The following is a 22004-nucleotide window of genomic DNA, read 5'->3' on the forward strand; positions in this document are numbered from 1 at the left end:
TCATCATACTCCTTAAAATTTCGAGGACTTTTCTGGGATGAGTGTATCAAATTCATATTTTTCATCACTCAAAATCCTCAAACTCACTGTACTGTTCGTTTTTGAGCTATACACATGAATAAGATCATACTTGCCCCGAACAGAAGTATTTGGAATTATTGAGCCAATCTGTGTTGCCGTTTCTAAAGTTTCTTTTATCGTTGCTTTTGCCTGCTCAATTCCAGCCTTACTGGCTTCGTAAGGTAAGCGCCCTTGTCCAATCTTCACACCTAACTTTCTGTTGATATGAGCTGACTGTGAAGAAAGGAAATCATTAACGTTACCCAGATTCTTGACTTGTAGCCTGCTCTTCCCGACGGCAGCTCTCACCGTTTCCACAGAACCTTGATTACCAGCCCCAATATTGATCCGTCCCATTGTCAGGCCCGCCGCCACGGAAGCGCCTGCAATGATCAACCCTTTGGTCTGGTCATTCATAATCTGATTATAACCAACGGGCGCCTCGCCGCCGAGCTGTTCGGCTGTCTTTCGGAACCCGTCAATATTGCCATTGTAAATCCCATCGGCGGCCAGCAGGCGTCCCGCGGCTTTGCTATTAATAACTTCGAGCGAAGCGGGCTTGTTTATTTCAGCCGAACGGGCAGGCACAACAGTAGGTCGCGGCTTTCCACCGCTGTTGCTATAATCTCTACGGGCAACCGATCTTTTATATTCCTGAATTACCCGCTGCGCTCCGTCAAACTTAAAGCTCAGCGGATCGCAGCAAATCAGTTCACCATTATCGTCAATATAAAACAACCAGCCCGGCGAGGCAGAAAAACCGCTGAGCATTACCACTTCACCACAGAACAGCATGCTTTTCAGCTTTTCCTGCTCTCGCGCGCCGTGCGGCGGCAGCTGGTTAGTATAGCCATGAAAATCACGTCTGCGCATATTGATAAGCTGAAAACCTGGCATCAGGCTATCGTCAAAGACATATTCACTCTTAATCTGCGGCCAGGCGGAAAGAGGATTAACTATCTCTTCATATTTTTCCGGCGCAAGATTATCGCGTGGCAAATAATAAAGGTTATTCCCAGGCAGGCTTAAGCTCATACATCATATCCTTATGATGAAAACTATCGCCTTACCTTCGCATATCGTTATTCAGCGGGCAAGCCGAGTGCTGTTGCCGGTAATCAATAGTGAATTCAAGCTTATTAGCAAAACGCTTAATACGCCCAGCGTTACAGGAAGATCGAATGAAAACAGGGGGATTTTTACGGCATTGTCATGGCAAAACTAACAGCAAACCGTTATTCGAAGCGAGATCGAGACAAAGGTTCGATAAAGGCTGAACATTCTTACGCGGTGGGGAAAACCGAGGGGGAAAAGGCGGAAAAGCAGCGGGCCGGATAGCCGGCCCGCAGAAAAATTACCCTTCGTTATGCATTTCGAGGCTTTCTACCTCGTTCTGCCGCGCCATCGCTTTCGCGTCGTCGTTGCGCAGCGACTGCAAATATTCCAGATATTGCTGATCGACATCTTTCGTAACGTAAACGCCGTTAAACACCGAACATTCAAACTGAACGATGTCGGGATTCTCTTCGCGCACCGCTTCGATCAGATCATCGAGATCCTGGAAGATCAGTGCGTCAGCTTTGATCAGTTGGCAGATCTCTTCTACTTCACGACCGTGAGCGATCAGTTCGGTGGCGCTCGGCATATCGATGCCGTAAACGTTCGGGAAACGAATCTCCGGCGCAGCCGAAGCCAGATAGACCTTTTTCGCGCCCGCTTCGCGCGCCATCTCAATGATCTGCTCTGAGGTGGTGCCGCGCACGATAGAATCGTCCACCAGCAGCACGTTTTTATCACGGAATTCGGCGCGGTTGGCGTTGAGCTTGCGGCGCACCGCATTCCGGCGCAGCTGCTGGCCCGGCATGATAAAGGTACGGCCAACATAGCGGTTTTTCACAAAGCCCTGACGATAGGGTTTGTTCAGAATGCGCGCGATTTCCAGCGCCACGTCGGTAGAGGTTTCCGGGATCGGGATCACTACATCGATATCCAGGTCTTCCCACTCGCGCGCAATTTTTTCGCCCAGCTTGGTGCCCATGCGGACGCGGGCGCTGTAGACAGAAATCTTGTCGAGGAACGAATCCGGGCGGGCAAAATAGACATACTCGAACAGGCACGGATTGTTGCGCGGGTTCTCGGCGCACTGGCGGGTATAGAGCTGCCCTTTCACCGTGATATAGACCGCTTCGCCCGGCGCGACATCGCGCAGGAACTCAAAGCCCAGCGTATCGAGCGCCACGCTTTCGGAAGCCACCATATATTCGGTGCGTCCGCCGTCCAGCTCGCGTTTCCCCATCACCAGTGGACGAATGCCGTTAGGATCGCGGAAGGCGACCATGCCGTGGCCGATAATCATCGCCACGCAGGCGTAGGCGCCGCGCACCTGCTGATGAACCGCAGCGACGGCGGCGAAAATGTCATCCGCCTCCAGCGGGTGATGCGGGCAGCGATCCAGTTCCTGCGCGAAAATATTCAGCAGGATTTCGGAATCGGAAGTGGTGTTCACATGGCGGCGACCGCTTTCAAACAACTGCTTGCGCAGCTCGTGCGCGTTGGTCAGGTTGCCGTTGTGGGCCAGGGTAATGCCATATGGGGAGTTGACGTAGAAAGGCTGCGCTTCGGAGGCGCTGGAGCTACCGGCGGTCGGGTAACGCACATGACCGATGCCTATATTGCCCTGCAAACGCTGCATATGGCGAGCTTCGAACACATCGTTGACCAGCCCGTTCGCCTTACGCAGACGGAAACAGTTCAGCGCATCGATGGTACAAATGCCTGCGGCATCCTGCCCACGGTGCTGGAGCACCGTTAACGCGTCATAAATCGACTGGTTGACCGGCATAAAACCGGTGATACCGACAATACCGCACATGTTGTCATATCCTCATTGGCCGCACACCCGGCGCGATTACCGGGGTAAAAAACTCGACGTGCTTTGCAGATAGTCAAAAAACCATCTGATGATGTAACTGAACTCAGGGATCAACTGAGACTGCTGCCAGTCCGGACTTTTAGAAAAGCCGGTAAAGGTATCGAGGAAGAACAGCATCGCCGACACGATTAACACGCCGCGCAGCGCCCCGAAGCAGACCCCCAGTACTCTGTCCGTTCCTGACAAACCCGTTTTTTCGACCAGCGAGCCAATCACATAGTTCACTATCGCCCCGACAATCAGGGTGGCGATAAACAGAACGGCGATAGCGATGCCGTTGCGCACCAGCTGATCGTTAAATCCGGTGAACCAGACAGCAAGGAAGGGATAGTAATGACTGGCAACAAAGAATGCGCATCCCCAGGTGATAAGCGATAAAGCTTCCCGAACAAACCCACGGATCAGGCTGACAAGAGCAGAAAAACCAACAATCCCAATGATGACGTAATCTATCCAGACCATGAACTCTTCCAGCGACAGCGCCCCTGCATCCAGTTCGGGGCGCATTCTAACAGAAAAAGAAAACGTTTGCGTAGGGTTTTCCCTGCCCCTTACAAATAAAAAAACCGGCGCAAAAAAGCGCAGCGCGGGCTGACGAGGGGCAACCCTGCGGCCGTAAATGACGCAGGGCCGACCACCAGAACAAGACTGTCGCGCCTTAGCGCGCGCTGTACGGTTTCACCACGCCGCTGAGACCGGAAACGCTTTTCAGCTCGCCGATCGCCGCCTGCATTTTCGCTTTCGAGGCGTCCGGTCCCACGTAAATACGGGTGATCTGCCCCTGTACCGGCGTGGAAGGCACGGTGAAGGCGCGATAGCCGGAAAGACGCAGCTGCGCCACGATCTCATTTACCTTCGCGGCGTTTTTCAACGCGCCCAGCTGCACCACGTACGCCTGACCCGTCGGCGCGGTTTGCTCCGCTGGTTTCGGCTGCTCAACCGGCTTCGGCTGTTCAACCGGTTTAGGCTGCTCCGCCGGCTTCGGTTTCGGCTGTTCGACCGGCTTCGGCTTCGGTTTCGGCGTTTCCACCGTCTGCGGCCGGGTCTGCTCCGCGCGCGGCTTCAGCGGCGGCGCGGACTGCACCGGCGGCGGCGTCACTACCGTCGGCGCGCTGTTCTGCTGCGGCACGGTCGATCCGCTATCCGCCGATTGCGACGGATGGCTGTTGCCGCCGCCTATCGCCGCGACAGCGCCTTCCGGCGGCTGCGTCGGCAGAGACTGCGTCACCGGCGGCACCATATCGCTGTCCTGCTGATCGTCCGGCTTCGGCACCAGCGGGATCGCGGCGAATTCTTCTTTATAATGCTTCTTTTTGCCATCAAGCAGGCCTGGCAAGACAATGACGCCAACGGCGACCAGAATTACCGTGCCGACTAAGCGGTTCTGAAACTTACTTGCCACTGCCCTTCTCCGTTTCCATCGCTTCCATGACGTGCGCTACCGTATGGAATGAACCACACACCAGCACAATATCCTGCTTATCCGCCTGCTGCATGGCGGCCTGCCAGGCGGCGGCGACCGAGGCGAAGGACTGCGCCCGATCGGTTTTCAGCTCGGCCAGCAGCTGTTCCGCGCTGGCACCGCGTGGCCCTTCCAGCGGCGCGAGATACCAACAATCCACCTGCGGCGCGAGAGCGGCCAGCGTGCCGGCGATATCTTTATCGTGCAGCATGCCTACCACCGCGCGCACCACGCCCCGCTTCGGCAGCTGCGCCAGGCGACTGGCGAGATAAGCTGCCGCATGCGGGTTATGCGCCACGTCCAAAATCACCTGCGGCGACTGCGCCACGGTCTGAAAACGTCCCGGCAGGATGGCTTTATCCAGATGCTCACGGATCACCGTTTCACTGACGTTCAGGCCCGAGGCGCTAAGCGCAGCCAGCGCTGTCGCCGCGTTAGGCAGCGGCACCTGCGGCTGCGGCAGGTTTTCCAGGGTGATGCGGCTATCGCTGAAGCGCCAGCCGCTCTCCTGCGCCTGCCAGTGCCAGTCGCGGCCCAGCTGTAACAGCTGAGCGCTTTTCTCCTGCGCTACCTGGGCAATAGTGTGCGGCATATCGGGCTCCCCCACTACCGCCGGTTTTCCGGCGCGGAAGACGCCCGCCTTTTCACGGCCAATGCTTTCCCGATCCGGGCCCAGCCAGTCGGTATGATCCAGCGCGATGCTGGTGATCACCGCGACGTCGGCGTCGACGATGTTGGTGGCGTCAAGGCGTCCGCCAAGGCCAACCTCCAGGATCACCACGTCCAGCGCCGCCTGCTTAAACAGTTGCAGCGCCGACAGGGTGCTGAATTCAAAATAGGTTAGCGAGGTGTCGCCGCGTCCCGCCTCGATAGCGGCGAAGCTGGCGGTGTGCGCCGCTTCCGGCAGTTCATCGCCCTGTACGCGCACCCGTTCGGTATAGCGCAGCAGATGCGGCGAACTGTAGACGCCGACGCGGTAGCCAGCGGCCATCAGCAGCGTTTCCAGCGTGCGGCAGGTGGTGCCTTTGCCGTTGGTGCCGGCGACAGTGAAGACGAAAGGCGCGGGTTTTAACAGATCAAGCGTGCGGGCGACGTGTTCGATACGCGTCAGTCCCAGATCGATCGCCTGCGTGTGCAGACGCTCAAGATAATAAAGCCACGTGGCCAGAGGCGACGTGGCTTGAGGAAGGTGAAGATTTTCCATGGATCCCGTTCACAAGGTTACGGTTCATTGGCGAAAGGCGCCGCGGGCGACGCCTTTCCATCATCTGTCAGGCCTCGTGGCTTTCCGCTTCCGGCTGCTCAGGACGGTTTTCGCTGTCCTGCAGCGGCGCAGGCAGATTTTGCAGCTTCGCCAGCAGGCTTGCCAGTTTAAAGCGCATTTCCGGGCGGCGGATAATCATATCGATCGCGCCTTTTTCAATCAGGAATTCGCTGCGCTGGAAGCCCGGCGGCAGTTTTTCGCGCACCGTCTGTTCGATAACGCGCGGGCCGGCAAAGCCGATTAGCGCCTTCGGCTCCGCCACGTTCAGATCGCCCAGCATGGCGAAACTGGCGGAGACGCCGCCCATGGTCGGGTCTGTCAGCACGGAGATGTACGGCAGACCGCGCTCGCGCATTTTAGCCAGCGCGGCGCTGGTTTTCGCCATCTGCATCAGCGACATCAGCGCTTCCTGCATACGGGCGCCGCCGCTGGCGGAGAAACAGATCAGCGGACAGTTGTCTTCCAGCGCCTGCTCGACGGCGCGAACGAAACGCGCGCCTACCACCGAGCCCATCGAGCCGCCCATAAAGGCGAATTCAAACGCGGCGGCGACGACCGGCATGCTGTGCAGCGTGCCCTTCATCACGATCAGCGCGTCTTTTTCTTCGGTCTCTTTCTGCGCGGCAGCCAGACGATCCTTATACTTTTTGGAATCGCGGAACTTGAGCACATCTTTCGGCTCCAGTTCGCTGCCCAGTTCCACCAGCGTGCCCTGATCTAACAGGCTGTGCAGGCGCTCGCGCGCATGCATACGCATGTGATGGTCGCATTTTGGACAAACTTCCAGGTTGCGTTCCAGCTCAGCACGGTAAAGCACCTGCCCGCAGCTGTCGCATTTTGTCCAGACCCCTTCAGGAATGTTTGCTCTGCGCGATGGGGTGATTGTGCTCTTATTGAGAATTCGTTCAATCCAGCTCATTGATGACCTTTCTGTTTGAACCTGGTGAAACCAGTTTTTCTTGTTGCTGCTGAAGCCGTCTTCAGCAGACCATAAATGTCGCCCATTAAACCATAACCATTTCGCGCTGTGGATAAAAATCTGGTCGTACCCGTCAGCGCTGATGGTTTAGGGCTGTTTTTGCTGCCGCGCCGCACGGCGATGGCGCCACACTTCAATAACGCCTGGCAGTATCGAAACCACAATAATCGCCACGATCAGCAGCTTCAGGTTTTCCTGCACCATCGGCAGCGCGCCGAAGAAATATCCCGCGTAGGAGAACAGCAGCACCCATAGCAGCGCGCCAGCCACGTTAAACAGCGCGAAGTGGCGATAGGACATATGCCCCATCCCGGCGACAAACGGCGCGAAGGTGCGGACGATCGGCACAAAGCGCGCCAGAATAATCGTTTTTCCGCCGTGGCGCTCGTAAAAAGCGTGGGTTTTATCGAGATAGCTGCGGCGGAAAATGCGCGAATTGGGGTTGCTGAACAGCTTTTCGCCGAACAGACGTCCAATCATATAGTTGACCGCATCGCCCAGCACCGCCGCGATCGTCAACAGCGTCACCATCACATGCACATTAAGATCGTTGGTCGGCAGCGCGGCCAGCGCGCCAGCGACGAACAGCAGCGAATCGCCCGGCAGAAACGGCGTGACCACCAGGCCCGTTTCGCAAAACAGGATCAGAAACAGAATGGCGTAGACCCAGATGCCATACTGCGCCACCAGCTCGGCGAGATGAACATCGATATGCAGGATAAAATCGACAACAAAACGGATTAGATCCATAACTCTTCCTTAGCGAGCGGCAGCGCCTGAATATTAGTCTTCGAGAAATAATGGCCCCATCGGCGGGGTCGGTAAGGCGAAACGCGCCGGATAGTCAACGGAGACCAGATAAAGGCCCTCCGCTTTCGCCGTCGCGGCCGCCAGCTTGCGGTCTTTCGCCGCCAGCAGTTCAGCCATCCAGCTTTCGGGCTGGTTGCCGCAGCCGATTTCCATCAGGCTGCCGACGATATTGCGCACCATATGGTGCACGAACGCATTGGCTTTAATATCCACCACCACGTACGCACCGTGACGGCTGACGTTCAGATGCATCACGTTGCGCCACGGGGTGCGCGACTGGCACTGCACGGCGCGAAACGAGGTAAAGTCGTTTTCACCCAGCAGGCATTGCCCGGCGCGATGCATTCTTTCCGCATCCAGCGGCTGATGATAGTGCGTCACGCCGCCGTTCAGGATCGCCGGGCGCAGCCGGTGATTGTAGATCACGTAACGGTAACGTCGCGCCGTGGCGCTGAAACGCGCGTGAAACTCCTCCGGCACCGCTTTAACCCAGCGCACGGCGATATCGTCCGGCAGGTTGGCGTTCACGCCCAGCGTCCAGGCCGCATCCTTACGCGCCGAGGTGGTTTCAAAATGCACCACCTGTCCGGTGCCGTGCACGCCAGCGTCGGTACGTCCGGCGCAAAATACCGTTACCTCGTGGTTCGCTACCTGCGACAGCGCCTGCTCCAGCCGCGCCTGCACGCTGCGCACTTCCTGCTGCCGCTGCCAGCCGTAATAACGGCTGCCGTCATATTCAATGCCAAGCGCCAGTTTACAGACGCCGTTTACCGCCTCGGTCATCAGTACAGATACTCCTGCACCAGCTTCTCGGCGGTTTTTATCGCCATCAACGCGCCGCCGAAGCGGATGTTGTCAGCGACCGACCAGAATTGCAGCAGCTCCGGGATGCCGTAGTCGTTGCGCAGACAGCCGACGTTCAGGTTGCTGTTGTCGGAGGCGTCGGTGACCTGGGTCGGGTAATCATTTTCATCCGACAGCACGATCTCATCCATCCGCGACAGCTCGTCGCGCGCCTCTTCCGCCGATAGCGGACGCAGGCTTTCCAGATGCACAATCTGCGCATTGCCGTAAAACACCGGCGCCTGCACGCTGCTGACGGCGATCGGCAGGCCTTCGTCCTGTAGTACCTTGCGCACCTGATCGACCAGGCGACGCTCGCTGGCGACGCTGCCCGCGCTGTCCGGCAACTGCGGCAGCATGTTGAACGCCAGCTGGCGGCCAAAATAGTGTTCTTCCGCCGGCACGCCGTTCAGCAAACGCGCGCTTTCGCCCGCCAGCGAATCGACCGCCGCTTTGCCCTGCGCCGATACCGACAGCAGATTGGTCACCTGCAGACGCGCCAGGCCCGCCTGTTCAACCAGCGGCTTGATGGCGCACAGCAGCTGACTGGTCAGGCTGTCGGCCACGGTAATAATATTGCGGTTGCGGTAATCCGCCAGCACCTGCGGGTTGACGTCCGGCACCACCAGCGGCACATCCGGCTCCAACGCAAAGAGATCGCTGCTGTCGATCACCAGGCAACCGGCGCTCGCCGCGTCTTCAGCGTAGCGTGCCGAGGCGTCGCGGCCTGCGGCGAAAAACGCCAGCTGCGCCTGCGACCAGTCGAATTCGTCGGCGTTCTGCACGCGCAGCGATTTCCCGTCGAAACGCATGCTCTCTCCGGCGCTGCGCTCGCTCGCCAGCAGATACAACTCACCCACCGGGAACTGGCGTTCCGCCAGCAGTTCCAGTAAAGCGTTCCCTACTGCGCCTGTCGCGCCTAAAAGCGCAATATTCCAGCCGTCAGACATGGTGGTTTACTCCAGACAATGACATAAAAACAGAAGGCGGTGATATTCACCGCCCGTTGATTCAGATTATTCCCCTGCCGCCTGAGGCGTGGCGGCAGACGCAATAACGTGGGTTATGCGGGTTGATGAACCGCATTGAAGCCCAGCTTGCTCAGCAACGCGGCGGCGGCGGCGTCATCGCACTGCACATAGAGCGACGACCATTCGCGGCGCTCCTGATACTGCTTGCGCAGGCGGTCGAATTCGCCGGGCTGACCGGCGACTTTGCGCAGCGGCGCATCGTCGCGGCGCACATCATACACCAGATGTGCCAGACGTTTTAGCGTTGCCTGATCGAGCGGGCCGTGCAGAGTGATGCGGCCAAACTCCGGCGCCGGCAGCAGCGTCTCCAGCGACACCTGCTGCGCCTGACCGAGAAAGCGGGTCCAGGCCTCGAATACCTGAGTCGTGCCGCGCGCTTTGCCTTCCAGCGTATAGCCCGCGATATGCGCGGTGCCGATATCGACGCGCGCCAGCAGCTCTACGTTAAGATCCGGCTCCGGCTCCCAGACATCCAGCACCACGCTAAGATCGTCGCGCTGTTGCAGCACCCGCAGCAGCGCCGCGTTATCCACCACCGGCCCGCGGCAGGCGTTGATGACGATCGCGTTGGGCTTCAGCGCGCGCAGCAGCGCTTCATCCGCCATATGCAGCGTTTGATAGCGGCCCGCTTTAAACAGCGGCGTATGGAAGGTTAGCACGTCCGCCTGCGCCGCCACCGTTTCCAGCGGCAGGAAATCGCCCGCGTCGCCGCGATCGGCGCGCGGCGGATCGCACAGCAGGGTTTTCACGCCCAGCGCTTCCAGCCGCTTTTGCAGGCGGCCGCCGACGTTGCCGACGCCGACAATGCCGACGGTGCGATCGGTAAGCTGAAAGCCGTCGCGCTCCGCCAGCATCAGCAGCGCGGAGAAGACATATTCGACAACCGCAATAGCGTTGCAGCCCGGCGCGGCGGAGAAGCCGATGCCCTGGCGCGCCAGAAAATCCTCATCAATATGGTCGGTGCCCGCGGTGGCGGTGCCGACGAATTTAATCGCCTTGCCGCCCAGCAGCGCTTCGTTCACCTTCGTGACGGATCGCACCATCAGCGCATCGGCGTCATCCAGCGCCGCCGCTGGAATCGGGCGGCCCGGCACCGCGATCACCTCACCCGTGCGGCTGAACAACTCGCGGGCGTAGGGCATATTTTCATCTACCAGAATTTTCACTACGGCTTTCCTGCATCGACTGAAAAGAGGAGTATGTTGCCATACTCATCGCGGAAATTCATGCCGCAACGTGCCGCCGCCCGGCGCGGTAGCGCTCCGGCGTGGTGCCCGCCTGCTGCTGAAACATTACGATCAGCGCAGAGGCGGAACTGTACCCCAGCTCAAGCGCGATATCCTGCACCGAGCGCCCCTGCTCCAGCAGCGAAATGGCGTGGAGAAAGCGCAGCCGCTGCCGCCATTCGCTGAGCGACATGCCCAGCTGCGCCTGACAGCGGCGCGCCAGCGTGCGTTCGGTAGTGTAGACGCGTTGCGCCCACTGCGCGATAGTGGTGCTGTCGCCGGGATGGTTTTCCAGCGCCTGCAGAATCGGCGCCAGGTATTTATCCGTCGACCGCGGCAGATAGCTCTCCTGGGTCGGCGCCAGCAGCAGCCGGTCGCGCACCACCTCGCACAGGCGTAAATCGGCCTCGGTCTGCGGCAGATGCAGCTGACGCGCGGCGAAGTCATCCATAATCGCCTTCACGATCGGTCCGGCCTGGATCAGGCAGGGCTGCGGCGGCATGCCGTCACAGAGCCCGGCGGCGATGTTAAAGGTCAGCAGCCTGGTATCCTTATGGTTATAGCTGGCATGCTCGCGCTGCGGCGGGATCCAGACCGGAAACGCCGCCGGGGTCAGCAGCCGTTTGCCCTCGACCTCAATTTGCAGCACGTTGCCCTCGACGAAGATCAGTTGACCCCAGCGATGGATATGCGGCAGATACTCCGTGCGGGCGTTGGTCTGCTCGTAGCGCACAAAGAAACGAAAGTCGTCGGCGTGCGACGGCTCCTGATAAACAAGCTGAACCATCCGTTCTCCGAAAAAAGGCGCGGCGATCTGTCCGGTCGGTGAATCATTTTGTCAGATTTTAATTATCTGTCTGAAAACGGACAAGCGTACACTGCCCGCAATCCGCCAAGAGGTGCATAATCACGATGAGCTTTCTTTTTCCCCTTTTTGCCGTGCTGATCTGGTCGGTTAACGCCATTGTCAGCAAACTTTCCGCCGGCGCTATCGATCCGGCGGCGATCTCTTTCTATCGCTGGCTGCTGGCGTTGCTGGCGCTGACGCCCTTTGTGCTGCCCGCCGTCTGGCGCAACCGCCGCGAGGTGGCGAAGGCCTGGTGGAAACTGCTGGTGCTGGGTCTGCTGGGCATGGTGCTCTACCAGTGCCTGACCTATTATGCGGCGCACAGCGTCACCGCGCTGTTTATGGGCATACTGAACGCGCTGATCCCGCTGCTGACGGTGCTGCTGAGCGTAGTGATTTTACGGGTCGCGCCGACGCTCGGCATTCTGCTCGGCACGCTGTTTTCGTTTTGCGGGCTGATCTGGCTGGTAAGCCAGGGGAATCCCGCGCAGCTGCTGACGCATGGGCTGGGAACCGGCGAGCTGATGATGTTCGCCGCGTCGACCTCCTATGCGCTCTACGGCGTGCTGACCAAACGCTGGGCGATCGCCCTGCCGGGCTGGCAGAGTCTCTATATGCAGATTTTCTTCGGCGTGCTGCTGCTGACGCCCAACTTTCTGCACGCGCCGGATATCAGCCTGAACGCCGCGAATATTCCGCTGGTGCTGTTCGCCGGCATTCCCGCCTCGATTATCGCGCCGTTTTTATGGATTCAGGGCGTACTGCGCATGGGCGCCAGCACCACCAGCATTTTTATGAATCTGGTGCCGATTTTTACTGCCGTTATCGCCGTGCTGTTTCTGCATGAAACGCTGCACAGCTATCACTTTATCGGCGGCGGCGTCACGCTGCTGGGCGTGATTATCGCGCAGCGTCTGCGTACGCCGCTTTTTAACCGCCGCGCAGTTTCGGCAGCGGAAAAAGACGCCGCCGCCTGAGCCCGCGACGCTGTGATTTTTCTCCCGACGCGGCTGGCGGCCGCTGCGTCGGCGAGAAGCTGACCCGTCAGGGAAAAATCACGCCGCGACACCCGCCTCGCCCCTGGATTTTTCTGTGTCAGGATTGGTATCATAGCGCCCTACTCCACTTTTCCGGCGCGCCCCGGATTTTGACCCGCCGTTTTAAGGATTCCGCCATGCAACCTCTTACTGGCCCCGGCGCGCCCCAGGGCGATCGCACAACTGTACCTGGCCAGCCTCCTCGCGGCGGCACGCCTGGCGAACAACCGCTTTCTCCGGCGCAGCGCACCACGCTGGAACGTCTGGTGGTGCGCATTATGTCGCTCAGCGCCTTAAAAGCGCCTGAGCTGTGGGCGGGATTGCGCCATGAGGTCGGCGTAAAAAACGATGCCGAGCTACAGTCGCGCCACTTTCCCGCCGCGGAAAACTTCCTGAACGGCAGGCTGTCGCAGGTGCAGAACAGCCACGCCACGCGCCAGCTGTTGCAGCAGTTGACCGAGCTGTTGCCGCAGGGCAACAACCGTCAGGCGGTGAGCGACTTTATCCGTCAGCAGTTTGGCCACACGGTGCTCAGTTCGCTGTCGCAGGATCAGCTGCGTCAGGTGCTGACCATGCTGCAAAACGGTCAGATGACTATTCCGCAGCCGCAGCTGAGCCGCAACAGCGATCGCACCCTGCTGCCGGCTGAGCATCAAACGCTGAATCAGCAGGTGGTAAAACTGGCTGCCGCCACCGGCGAGCAGTCTACATCGGTATGGAACGCCGCTCTGAAGCTGGTGGGTCTGAAAAGCGGCGATCCGATCCCGTCACGTCATTTCCCGCTGCTGACGCAGTATCTGCAGGTGCGTCAGACTCTGAGCCAGCAGCATGCGCCAACGCTGCAAATGCTGGAGGCGGCGCTGAAGCATCCGCCGGATCGCGCCGAGCAGCAAATGCTGGAAGATTACAGCCAGCAGCGTTTTCAGGCGACGCCGCAAACAGTGCTGACTTCAGCGCAGGCGCAGGATCTGCTGAACCTGCTCTTTTCCCGTCGCGCCGAGCGGGTCAGTGAGAGCGAAACCCTACGCGCCGACAGCGAGATCAACCCGCAGCCGATCTATAACCCGCTGATTCCGTGGCTGCCAGCGCCGTTGCAGCCGCTGGCTGGCCGTCCGGTGCTGGCGACCTTTATCGCCCTGCTGGTGGTCGCGCTGCTGCTGTATCTGCTGTTCTGATCGGGCAGCGCGCCAGCTAGCAGCCGCAGTCGCTGCGCCCTGTCCTCTGCGGCCATTCGCCCGACGCGTCTCCTTCGACGACCGGGTGCTGGTCGCGCCGCCAGAAATCGAGCCCGCCGATTAACTCTTTAACGTGCAGCCCGGCGCTGGCCAGTTTCCACGCCGCCTTTGTCGAGCCGTTGCAGCCGATGCCGTCGCAGTAGGTCACGTAAACTTTCGTGCGATCGAGCTGCGCCAGGCGTTCCGGCGTCATGTCACGGTGAGGAAAGTTGATAGCTCCGCAGATATGGCCTGCGCGCCAGGCCTGCGGCGATCGCGCGTCGATCACCACAATATCCTCAATGCCGTTGGCTAAATCTTCGGCGACATCCCAGGCATCGGCGTAGTAAGCGAGCTTGCGCGCCAGCCATGCCGCGCTGTCAGCGGCGTCAGGCGGTGGAAAAGCGAGTACGGCGGAAGCGTGGGTCATGATTTTTTCTCCTGTGGTTTTTCTTTCATCATAACGGCGCATCGGTATGATGCGAGATACCCATTTCGCTTTATTGATAAGACCTATTATGGCCGCCCTCACCGCACGTCTTCTAATGCTTTATTCAGCGCAAAGCAGCGCTACCCGTCGCGATCGCCTCTGTAACGCGCTGCGTCAGGCGATCGGCGAAGGCAGCCTGACGGCGGGCAATCGTCTGCCCTCCTCGCGCTTGCTGGCCGTTGATCTGCAACTTTCGCGCGTAACGGTAGAGGCCGCCTACAGCCAACTGGAGAGCGAAGGTTATCTGACGCGAAAAACCGGCAAGGGCACCTTTGTCGCGATTACCCTGCGCGCGCCGGGCGCTAAAGATGTCGTTACGCATGCGCCGCGGACGGTGACGCTCTCACGCCGCGCGGCCAGAGTGGTGGCTGGCGGAGGCTGTCAGGACCCGCTTTATCCGTGGGCTTTCGCGGCGGGATCGCCGGAGCTACGCGCTTTTCCTCATGAGCTGTGGCGTCGCCTTACCGCCCGGCAGCAGAGGCAGGGCAGCGTGCTGATGCGCTACGGCGATCCGCAGGGCTGGCTGCCGCTGCGTCAGGCGCTCGCCGCTTATCTGGCGCAGGCGCGCGGCGTGCGCTGCGCACCTGAGCAGATTATTGTGCTGACCAGTTCGCAGCAGGCGTTGCAGATGCTGTCGCTGCTGTTGCTGGATAATGGCGAAGAAGTGTGGATGGAAAACCCCGGCTATCCGGGCGCGCATCACGCTTTTCTCAACGCCGGCGCGCGCATTACCGGCGTGACGGTCGACGAGCAGGGAGCGGTGCCGCCTGCCGACGGCGCGCCGCGGCTTATTTACCTGACCCCTTCGCACCAGTATCCCACCGGCGCGCCGCTCAGCCTGGAAAGGCGGCTGGCGTGGCTGACGCTGGCGGAGCAGCGGCAGAGCTGGATCGTGGAGGATGATTACGACAGCGAATTCTGGTACGACGCGCAGCCGATGCCCGCCATGCAGGGGCTTCGGCCCGACGGTAGGGTGATTTATCTCGGCACCTTTTCTAAATCGCTGTTTCCCTCGCTGCGGCTGGCGTGGATGGTAGCGCCGGATGCCTTTATCGAACCGCTGCTGCGTCTGCGCAGCGTGATGGATGGACACAGCGCGCTGCTGCCGCAGTCGGTGACCGCCGCCTTTATCGAACAGGGCCACTATGCGGCGCACCTGCGTCTGATGCGCCAGCTTTACCAGAGCCGCCGCGATCTGCTGTTGGAGCAGCTGAGCGCGCGCCTGCCCGACCAATTGCAGCTGCTGCCCTGTCGCGGCGGTTTACAGCTGACCGCCCTGCTGCGTCAGGGAGACGAGGCAAAGCTGACAGAGTGCGCGGCGCGGCAACAGCTGCTGCTGCCGCGTCTCGCTCCCTGCTGGCTCGACGCCGAACGCCCGGCTCAGCAGGGATGGCTGCTTGGCTTTGCCGCGCTGGAGCGTGCGGAGATCGTCGCTGGCGTCAATAAGCTGGCCGCCCTTTTCTAAGGCTGACGCCTAATCGAGAGCGAGAGCATCATGCCGAGCGCGGCGCAGACGGCGGCGGCGAAATAGACTGCGCCGTAGCCGAACGATGTCGCCAGCAGGCCGGTCAACGGCCCGGTGATGCCATAAGCGATATCCTGAAAGGCGGCGAAACCGCCCAGCGCCGTGCCGCGCACCTGCGGCGCGACCCGTTTCACCACCTCAACGCCAAGCGCCGGGAAGACCAGCGAACAGCCGCAGCCGGTCAGCGCGGCGCCCGCCAGCGCCATTGTTCCGCTGGTAGAGAACCCCATCAGCAGCAGTCCCGCCACCTCAATCGCCAGCGACGCCACCGCCACGCGGCGGCCGCCCAGACGGTCCGGCAACGTGCCGAAAAAGATACGCACCAGCACAAAAGCGCAGCCAAAAGCGCTCAGGGCGAAACCGGCATTGCCCCAGTTGCGTTCCGCAAACCAGAGCGAAGTGAAGGTGCCGATGGCGGCAAAGCCCACGCCCTGTAGCGCCAGCGCGCAGCCCGGCGAGAAAATCTGCCCAATCACGCGCCACAGCGAAGGGCGTTCCCCGCCCTGCACCGGCACCGAACGAATCCAGACGTTAAGCGCCAGCGAGAACAGCGGCAACAGCAGCGCCACTACGCCTAACCCGCTAAAGCCACAGCGCGCATGGATCCACAGCCCCAGCGGCGCTCCTGCCGCCAGCGCGCCGTAAATGGCCATGCCGTTCCAGGACATGACCAGCCCGGAACGTTTCGGCCCCACCAGCCCCAGCCCCCAGGTCATATTGCCGGTCAGCAGCAGACTTTCGCCAAAGCCCAGCAGCAAACGCCCCACCACCAGCAACGCGAATTTTCCGGCGGCGGCCAGCGGCAGCTGGGCGGCGAGCAGATAGGCCGCGCCGACCAGCGCGATCGCCAGCATGCCCTGTTGGGTGGTGATTTTCGCGCCGTGCCGGTCAGCGCGCCTGCCGGCGAAGCTGCGCGTCAGCAGCGTGGCGAAAAATTGCACGCCTACCGCCACGCCCACCATCAGGTTGCTGTAGCCCAGCTCCTGATGCACAAACAGCGGGATCACCGGCAGCGCCAGCCCGGCGGTCAGATAGGTTAAGAAGACGGCGAAAGAGGTGCAGGCGATTAACGCCTTGCCTGTTGAAGTGTGGATTGTCGTCTCGGACATTCGTCACGGTTCTCCTGAGTATTGCAGGCGCATGTCGGCCACGCGCGCCCTTATGACCGGCGTCAAATGCCGGAGCGGGTGCGTTGGTTAACGTGAACGCTTACGCAATATCATGACGATATTGTTAACTGAAAAAAGGCGCGACGCGGATGCGTTGAACGCTGGCAGGGAGTGTAATAGAGATATCCGCGCGGCACCAACCGGCGCGTTCAGCTTTTTTCACCCTTGACGCCGGAATTCGCGCCGTCTCGCAAAAAGCGTCCTGGCGACAGGGAGATCGCAGGCAAAAAAAAGCCCGGCGGATGCCGGGCTGATGATAACGCGTCGCTTACTGATATTTACGCATGGTCAGCGTAGCGTTGGTACCGCCAAAGCCAAAGCTGTTGGACATCACCGTCGTCAGCTTACGTTCGGTCGGCTCGGTGATGATGTTCATTCCTTCCGCCGCCGGATCGCGCTCTTCCACGTTGATACTCGGCGCGATAAAGCCGTGCTCCAGCATCAGCAGGGTGTAGATCGCTTCCTGCACGCCCGCAGCGCCCAGCGAATGGCCGGTCATTGCTTTGGTGGCGGAGATAGCAGGCTGCTGTTCGCCGAATACTTCGCGGATCGCGCCCAGCTCTTTCACATCGCCGACCGGCGTGGAGGTGCCGTGGGTGTTCAGGTAGTCGATCGGGGTATCGAGTCCCTGCATCGCCATCTTCATGCAGCGCACCGCGCCTTCGCCTGAAGGGGCAACCATATCCGCGCCGTCAGAGGTCGCGCCGTAGCCGACGATCTCCGCATAGATATGTGCGCCGCGCGCCAGAGCATGTTCCAGCTCCTCAACCACCACCATGCCGCCGCCGCCGGCGATGACGAAACCATCACGGTTGGCGTCATAGGTGCGGGACGCTTTTTCCGGGGTTTCGTTATATTTAGTGGAGAGCGCGCCCATCGCATCAAACTCGCAGGCCATTTCCCAGCTCAGCTCCTCGCCGCCGCCAGCAAAAACGATGTCCTGTTTGCCCAGCTGAATCTGCTCTACCGCGTTGCCGATGCAGTGCGCGGAGGTAGCGCAGGCGGAGCTGATAGAGTAGTTCACGCCGTGGATTTTAAACGGCGTCGCCAGGCAGGCGGAAACGCCGGAGCCCATCGCTTTGGTGACCACGTACGGGCCCACCGCTTTCAGGCCGCGCGGGCTACGCATCGCGTCAGCGCCGAACACCTGATAGCGCGGAGAGCCGCCGCCGGAACCGGCGATCAGGCCAACACGCGGGTTATTCTGGTAAACCTCGTCGCTCAGGCCGGCGTCTTTAATCGCTTCAGCCATAGAGAGATAAGCATAAATGGACGCGTCACTCATAAAGCGCACAATTTTGCGGTCAATGAGGCCTGTGGTATCAAGTTTAACGTTACCCCAGACGTGACTACGCATGCCGGAATCTTTCATCTCCTGTGAGAAAGTGATGCCAGAGCGGCCTTCACGCAGAGATGCCAGGACTTCCTCCTGGTTGTTACCAATGCTGGAAACGATCCCCAGGCCAGTAATCACAGCACGTTTCATTAAAATACCTCTTCCATATCACTATTAGGATTTGACACGCACTTTAGCGTACACTTGTACGCCGAACAAGTCCGATCAGCGAAATTATTGCATAAATTTGCGCGATATGACCGGGCTCGATAAAATCCCGCCATTGCCTGATAAATGAGCCATTCCCGTTGAACAACGCACCGATAGAACACGCAAAACTGGACTGGAACGACCAGGGTACACCTGTATCCCGAGAATTTGACGACGTCTATTTTTCTAATCAGAACGGTCTGGAAGAGACTGAATATGTCTTTTTGGGCGGCAACGGTTTGCCCGACCGTTTCACCACGCATCCGCGCGCGCTGTTTGTCGCTGCGGAAACCGGCTTCGGCACCGGCCTGAATTTTCTTACGCTGTGGCGCGCCTTCGATCGCTTCCACCAGGCGCAGCCGCAGGCGGCCTTGCAGCGACTGCACTTCATCAGCATGGAAAAATTTCCGCTGGCGCAGGCGGATCTCGCCGCCGCCCACGCGCGCTGGCCCGAACTGGCGCCCTGGGCCGATGCGCTGCGCCGCCAGTGGCCGCTGCCGTTGCCGGGCTGCCATCGTTTGCTGCTGGACGGCGGGCGCGTCACGCTGGATCTGTGGTTTGGCGATGTTAATACGCTTATCCACCATTTTGATGACAGCCTGGGACGCAGCGTAGACGCCTGGTTTCTGGACGGCTTCGCACCGTCGAAAAACCCCGATATGTGGACGCCAGCGCTGTTTGACGCTATGGCGCGTCTGGCGCGGCCCGACGGCACTTTCGCCACCTTTACCGCAGCGGGCTTTGTGCGTCGCGGCCTGCAACAGGCGGGCTTCGATGCGGTCAAACGCAAAGGTTACGGCCACAAGCGCGAGATGCTGTGCGGCGCGCTGGCGCAGGCGCCTGAGCTGCCTCACTCCGCGCCCTGGTATGCGCGCTCCGCCGCCGAAGACGACGATATCGCGATCATCGGCGGCGGCGTCGCCAGCGCGCTGTTGTCGCTGGCGCTGCTGCGACGCGGCAAACGGGTCACGCTTTACTGCGCCGACGACGCGCCGGCGCAGAACGCGTCCGGCAACCGTCAGGGCGCGCTCTATCCTTTACTGAATCAGCACGATCCGGCGCTGGCGCAGTTCTTCCCTGCCGCCTTCGGCTTTGCGCGGCGGCTTTACGATGCGCTGCCGGTCGATTTTGCCCACGACTGGTGCGGCGTTACCCAGCTCGGCTGGGATGATAAAAGCGCGGAGAAGATCCAGCAGATGCTGGCGATGGAGCTGCCGGAAGCGCTGGCGCAAGGCGTGGACGTGGAACAGGCGGAGCGACTGGCGGGCGTGCCGCTCGGCTGCGGCGGCATCTACTATCCTGCCGGCGGCTGGCTGGCGCCGGGCGAATTGACCGCCGCGCTGTTTCAGCTGGCTCAGCAGCAGGGATTGCAGATTCACTGGCGGCACCGACTGGAAAAGCTGGAGGCTAACGACAGCGGCTGGCGGCTCTGCTTCGCCGACGGCGCGACGGCGCAGTATAAGAACGTGGTGCTGGCTAACGGCCACGCCATCACCTCGCTGGCGCAAAGCGAAAAGCTGCCTGCCTATCCAGTCAGCGGCCAGGTGAGCCATGTTCCTTCCCGCGCCGGGCTGGCGCCTTTGAAGCAGGTGTTGTGTTATGAGGGCTATCTGACGCCGGTCAGCCCGGCGTTTGGCACCCACTGCATCGGCGCCAGCTACCACCGCGGCGATATCTCTGTGGCGTATCGTGAAGACGATCAACAGGAGAACCGCGAACGCCTGTTGCGCTGTCTGCCGCAGTGCGACTGGACGCAGGCAGTCGACGTCAGCGCTGGCGAGGCGCGTAACGGCGTGCGATGCGCTACGCGCGATCATCTGCCGTTTGTCGGCAACCTGCCCGACTATGCCGCCACGCTGGAGCGCTATCAGGATCTGCCGCGCCAGCGCGCGCAGCAGACGAAGATCGCCCCGGCTCCGGTATGGCCGGGCCTGTTTGTGCTGGGCGCGCTGGGATCGCGCGGCCTGTGCAGCGGTCCGCTGGCGGCCGAGGTGCTGGCGGCGCAGCTTTGCGCCGAGCCTTTACCGCTGGATCGCGCCACGCTGGCCGCGCTAAGCCCGAATCGTTACTGGGTGCGTAAGCTGCTGAAAGGAAAGGCGGTAAAGTAAAGGGGAACGAGGCAGGTCGCCTCCCCCCTGCGTTAACGCGCTTTTCATACAATAAAAAAGCGGCCCGCAGGCCGCTTTTTTATATTTCAGTCCGGTTCAGGCGGGCTGACGCGCCTGCAGGAACAGGTTATCCCACATGCCGATCACCAGCGCCTGGTCGCGCGGCGAGAGTTCACCGGCGGCGATAGCGTTTTGCAGGCTGTTCTGTACATGGATCTGCAACGCTTCCGCGGTATGTTCGCCGCTCTGCTCCAGCTCGGCAACCGCCAGAGTGAGGTGACCGCGCAGGTAGCCGCTGGCGAATAGCTCATCATCACTGGCGTGCTCGACCATATCGTCAATCAGGGCCAGAATACGCGTTTCAAATTCTGCGATCATCTCAATTCCTCATTAAGTCGCGCCTCCGTTCAGCGCAGATCTTCCGGCCAGGGAAACTGCGCCGCCGTCAGCGGGGGCGTATGATAAAAACGCTGTAGTTCAGCGATAAAACGGGCCGGGCGCGCCGGAATGCCGTTTTCAAGGTAGTGCATCACCTGAGCATGAACCTGACGCTGAAAAGCGATGCGATCCGGCTCATAATCTCCATTGAGATTGTCACAACTCACGTTGAAGGGGAAGCCCGCCGCAACGCTGAACATCCACTCCAGCGCCTGCGGTTTGATTTCAACTGACTCAAACTGATGCTGGGTATCGGCGTCGCGTCCGTCCGGGCAATACCAGTAACCGAAGTCCACCAGCTTGCGGCGCTCGGCGCCAGCGATGCACCAGTGCGAGATCTCATGCAGCGCGCTGGCGTAATAACCATGCGCAAATACCACGCGATGCCAGGGCGACGTTTCGTCCGCCGGCAGGTAGATCGGCTCATCGTCGCCCTTGATTAAACGGGTCTGAAAATCGTCCTGAAAGCAGCGATCGAATAGCGTAATCAGGTCCTGATAGCGGTGCGTTGTACTCATATCCATAACTGTCGGCTGAAAAAAACGCGCAATTGTCGCATTTAGCGCGCGGGTTGACGAGCATTATCACCAGAGGTGGGTCAGCCAGTGGCCGATGGCGGCGCCGTAATCTTCATACAGCAGCTTGCTGCTCATCACCACCGAAACGATCACCACCATCGGGCGAATCAGCTTCTGCCCGCGCGACAGCACCATGCGCGCGCCGAGACGCGCGCCGCAGACCGACCCTACCAGCATCACCAGGCCGACGCCCCACACCACCTTGCCGCCAAGGATAAAAAACAGCAGGCTGGTGAGGTTAGAGGTGAAATTCAGCACCTTGGCGTGCGCGGTGGATTTCGCCAGGTTGAAGCCAGCCAGCGTCACGAACGCCAGCGCATAGAAAGAGCCGGCGCCCGGACCGAAAAAACCGTCGTAAAAGCCGACCGCCCCGCCCGCCACCAGCGCAAAGGCGATGCCGTCCAGCCGCCGCTGACGATCGTCCTCGCCCAGGCGCGGCATCAGC

21 protein-coding genes are annotated in these 22004 nt (G+C 60.3%); 4 read left to right on the forward strand and 17 right to left on the reverse strand.

The genetic code is table 11. The features are described 5' to 3' along the window. Positions 1 to 12: 12 nt before the first annotated feature. The 11 genes from MYY08_RS11135 to MYY08_RS11185 all read right to left on the reverse strand — a co-directional run bounded on the left by MYY08_RS11135 (position 13) and on the right by MYY08_RS11185 (position 11394). Complete coding sequence (locus tag MYY08_RS11135; protein ID WP_052133871.1) at positions 13 to 1095, reverse strand: DUF8093 domain-containing protein; 1083 nt, start codon at positions 1093 to 1095, stop codon at positions 13 to 15. A 319-nt stretch (positions 1096 to 1414) separates the two neighbouring features. Next, on the reverse strand, positions 1415 to 2932 hold the full coding sequence (gene purF, locus MYY08_RS11140; protein WP_038625032.1) for an amidophosphoribosyltransferase: 1518 nt from the start codon (positions 2930 to 2932) through the stop codon (positions 1415 to 1417). A gap of 36 nt (positions 2933 to 2968) precedes the next feature. Beyond that, a complete protein-coding gene (gene cvpA, locus MYY08_RS11145) occupies positions 2969 to 3454 on the reverse strand; it encodes a colicin V production protein (RefSeq protein WP_038629924.1) in 486 nt (161 codons plus the stop codon). A gap of 196 nt (positions 3455 to 3650) precedes the next feature. Continuing rightward, positions 3651 to 4394: a cell division protein DedD gene (dedD, locus tag MYY08_RS11150; RefSeq protein ID WP_288014187.1), complete on the reverse strand. Its 744-nt coding sequence runs from the start codon at positions 4392 to 4394 to the stop codon at positions 3651 to 3653. Then, positions 4384 to 5658: a bifunctional tetrahydrofolate synthase/dihydrofolate synthase gene (folC, locus tag MYY08_RS11155; RefSeq protein ID WP_084971240.1), complete on the reverse strand. Its 1275-nt coding sequence runs from the start codon at positions 5656 to 5658 to the stop codon at positions 4384 to 4386. Before folC ends, dedD begins: the two co-directional genes overlap by 11 nt. 67 nt (positions 5659 to 5725) lie before the next feature. Next, positions 5726 to 6637, reverse strand: a complete 912-nt coding sequence (gene accD, locus MYY08_RS11160; protein WP_288014189.1) for an acetyl-CoA carboxylase, carboxyltransferase subunit beta — start codon at positions 6635 to 6637, stop codon at positions 5726 to 5728. 147 nt (positions 6638 to 6784) lie between these two features. Next, positions 6785 to 7447 carry a DedA family protein gene (locus MYY08_RS11165; RefSeq protein ID WP_038625018.1) on the reverse strand — a complete coding sequence of 221 codons (663 nt, stop codon included), beginning with the start codon at positions 7445 to 7447 and terminating at the stop codon, positions 6785 to 6787. A gap of 33 nt (positions 7448 to 7480) precedes the next feature. Next, on the reverse strand, positions 7481 to 8290 hold the full coding sequence (gene truA / locus MYY08_RS11170) for a tRNA pseudouridine(38-40) synthase TruA (protein WP_038625016.1): 810 nt from the start codon (positions 8288 to 8290) through the stop codon (positions 7481 to 7483). Continuing rightward, positions 8290 to 9300, reverse strand: coding sequence for an aspartate-semialdehyde dehydrogenase (locus MYY08_RS11175; RefSeq protein WP_288014191.1), 1011 nt, complete (start codon positions 9298 to 9300; stop codon positions 8290 to 8292). The genes truA and MYY08_RS11175 overlap by 1 nt, the downstream gene beginning before the upstream one ends. 113 nt (positions 9301 to 9413) lie before the next feature. Then, a complete protein-coding gene (gene pdxB, locus MYY08_RS11180) occupies positions 9414 to 10547 on the reverse strand; it encodes a 4-phosphoerythronate dehydrogenase PdxB (protein WP_038625014.1) in 1134 nt (377 codons plus the stop codon). Positions 10548 to 10605: 58 nt separating this feature from the next. Then, positions 10606 to 11394: an AraC family transcriptional regulator gene (locus MYY08_RS11185; RefSeq protein WP_038625013.1), complete on the reverse strand. Its 789-nt coding sequence runs from the start codon at positions 11392 to 11394 to the stop codon at positions 10606 to 10608. Positions 11395 to 11519: 125 nt separating this feature from the next. Between MYY08_RS11185 and MYY08_RS11190 the strand changes: the two genes are divergently transcribed. Then, on the forward strand, positions 11520 to 12431 hold the full coding sequence (locus MYY08_RS11190) for a DMT family transporter (RefSeq protein WP_038625011.1): 912 nt from the start codon (positions 11520 to 11522) through the stop codon (positions 12429 to 12431). Between the two features lie 197 nt (positions 12432 to 12628). Continuing rightward, positions 12629 to 13666 carry a flagella biosynthesis regulator Flk gene (gene flk, locus MYY08_RS11195; protein WP_038625010.1) on the forward strand — a complete coding sequence of 346 codons (1038 nt, stop codon included), beginning with the start codon at positions 12629 to 12631 and terminating at the stop codon, positions 13664 to 13666. A 16-nt stretch (positions 13667 to 13682) separates the two neighbouring features. On the opposite strand, the gene MYY08_RS11200 is transcribed toward flk, so the two are convergent. Next, complete coding sequence (locus MYY08_RS11200) at positions 13683 to 14135, reverse strand: rhodanese-like domain-containing protein (RefSeq protein WP_038625009.1); 453 nt, start codon at positions 14133 to 14135, stop codon at positions 13683 to 13685. 88 nt (positions 14136 to 14223) lie between these two features. Between MYY08_RS11200 and pdxR the strand changes: the two genes are divergently transcribed. After that, positions 14224 to 15660, forward strand: a complete 1437-nt coding sequence (gene pdxR / locus MYY08_RS11205) for a MocR-like pyridoxine biosynthesis transcription factor PdxR (protein ID WP_084971238.1) — start codon at positions 14224 to 14226, stop codon at positions 15658 to 15660. Here the strand turns inward: pdxR and MYY08_RS11210 are convergent. Beyond that, on the reverse strand, positions 15657 to 16829 hold the full coding sequence (locus tag MYY08_RS11210; protein WP_288014195.1) for an arabinose transporter: 1173 nt from the start codon (positions 16827 to 16829) through the stop codon (positions 15657 to 15659). The two genes, pdxR and MYY08_RS11210, sit on opposite strands and share 4 nt — an antisense overlap. 328 nt (positions 16830 to 17157) lie before the next feature. Then, positions 17158 to 18375, reverse strand: coding sequence for a beta-ketoacyl-ACP synthase I (gene fabB, locus MYY08_RS11215; RefSeq protein ID WP_038625006.1), 1218 nt, complete (start codon positions 18373 to 18375; stop codon positions 17158 to 17160). A 158-nt stretch (positions 18376 to 18533) separates the two neighbouring features. Here fabB and mnmC point away from each other — a divergent pair, with 158 nt between their 5' ends. Then, positions 18534 to 20543, forward strand: coding sequence for a bifunctional tRNA (5-methylaminomethyl-2-thiouridine)(34)-methyltransferase MnmC2/FAD-dependent 5-carboxymethylaminomethyl-2-thiouridine(34) oxidoreductase MnmC1 (gene mnmC / locus MYY08_RS11220; RefSeq protein WP_288014197.1), 2010 nt, complete (start codon positions 18534 to 18536; stop codon positions 20541 to 20543). Between the two features lie 96 nt (positions 20544 to 20639). On the opposite strand, the gene MYY08_RS11225 is transcribed toward mnmC, so the two are convergent. The 3 genes from MYY08_RS11225 to MYY08_RS11235 all read right to left on the reverse strand — a co-directional run. Further along, positions 20640 to 20921, reverse strand: a complete 282-nt coding sequence (locus MYY08_RS11225; protein WP_038625004.1) for a YfcL family protein — start codon at positions 20919 to 20921, stop codon at positions 20640 to 20642. A gap of 29 nt (positions 20922 to 20950) precedes the next feature. Continuing rightward, the gene (locus MYY08_RS11230; protein ID WP_038629923.1) at positions 20951 to 21499 is read right to left on the reverse strand and encodes an elongation factor P hydroxylase; all 549 of its coding nucleotides are present in this window, start codon (positions 21497 to 21499) and stop codon (positions 20951 to 20953) included. A 66-nt stretch (positions 21500 to 21565) separates the two neighbouring features. After that, the coding region (locus tag MYY08_RS11235; RefSeq protein WP_288014199.1) for a TSUP family transporter at positions 21566 to 22004 on the reverse strand (439 nt) is incomplete at its 5' end.

The sequence above is a fragment of the Mixta sp. genome (genome assembly GCF_024610815.1).
GTDB classification, from domain to species: domain Bacteria; phylum Pseudomonadota; class Gammaproteobacteria; order Enterobacterales; family Enterobacteriaceae; genus Mixta; species Mixta calida.

Excerpts from the sequence above, each read along its gene's own strand:
- MYY08_RS11165 (WP_038625018.1), bottom strand. The coding sequence starts at position 7,447 with ATGGATCTAATCCGTTTTGTTGTCGATTTTATCCTGCATATCGATGTT.
- cvpA (WP_038629924.1), bottom strand. The coding sequence starts at position 3,454 with ATGGTCTGGATAGATTACGTCATCATTGGGATTGTTGGTTTTTCTGCT.
- MYY08_RS11135 (WP_052133871.1), bottom strand. The coding sequence starts at position 1,095 with ATGAGCTTAAGCCTGCCTGGGAATAACCTTTATTATTTGCCACGCGAT.
- MYY08_RS11185 (WP_038625013.1), bottom strand. The coding sequence starts at position 11,394 with ATGGTTCAGCTTGTTTATCAGGAGCCGTCGCACGCCGACGACTTTCGT.
- fabB (WP_038625006.1), bottom strand. The coding sequence starts at position 18,375 with ATGAAACGTGCTGTGATTACTGGCCTGGGGATCGTTTCCAGCATTGGT.
- purF (WP_038625032.1), bottom strand. The coding sequence starts at position 2,932 with ATGTGCGGTATTGTCGGTATCACCGGTTTTATGCCGGTCAACCAGTCG.
- truA (WP_038625016.1), bottom strand. The coding sequence starts at position 8,290 with ATGACCGAGGCGGTAAACGGCGTCTGTAAACTGGCGCTTGGCATTGAA.
- MYY08_RS11225 (WP_038625004.1), bottom strand. The coding sequence starts at position 20,921 with ATGATCGCAGAATTTGAAACGCGTATTCTGGCCCTGATTGACGATATG.
- MYY08_RS11175 (WP_288014191.1), bottom strand. The coding sequence starts at position 9,300 with ATGTCTGACGGCTGGAATATTGCGCTTTTAGGCGCGACAGGCGCAGTA.
- MYY08_RS11230 (WP_038629923.1), bottom strand. The coding sequence starts at position 21,499 with ATGAGTACAACGCACCGCTATCAGGACCTGATTACGCTATTCGATCGC.
- pdxR (WP_084971238.1), top strand. The coding sequence starts at position 14,224 with ATGGCCGCCCTCACCGCACGTCTTCTAATGCTTTATTCAGCGCAAAGC.
- MYY08_RS11200 (WP_038625009.1), bottom strand. The coding sequence starts at position 14,135 with ATGACCCACGCTTCCGCCGTACTCGCTTTTCCACCGCCTGACGCCGCT.
- folC (WP_084971240.1), bottom strand. The coding sequence starts at position 5,658 with ATGGAAAATCTTCACCTTCCTCAAGCCACGTCGCCTCTGGCCACGTGG.
- MYY08_RS11210 (WP_288014195.1), bottom strand. The coding sequence starts at position 16,829 with ATGTCCGAGACGACAATCCACACTTCAACAGGCAAGGCGTTAATCGCC.
- MYY08_RS11190 (WP_038625011.1), top strand. The coding sequence starts at position 11,520 with ATGAGCTTTCTTTTTCCCCTTTTTGCCGTGCTGATCTGGTCGGTTAAC.
- accD (WP_288014189.1), bottom strand. The coding sequence starts at position 6,637 with ATGAGCTGGATTGAACGAATTCTCAATAAGAGCACAATCACCCCATCG.
- flk (WP_038625010.1), top strand. The coding sequence starts at position 12,629 with ATGCAACCTCTTACTGGCCCCGGCGCGCCCCAGGGCGATCGCACAACT.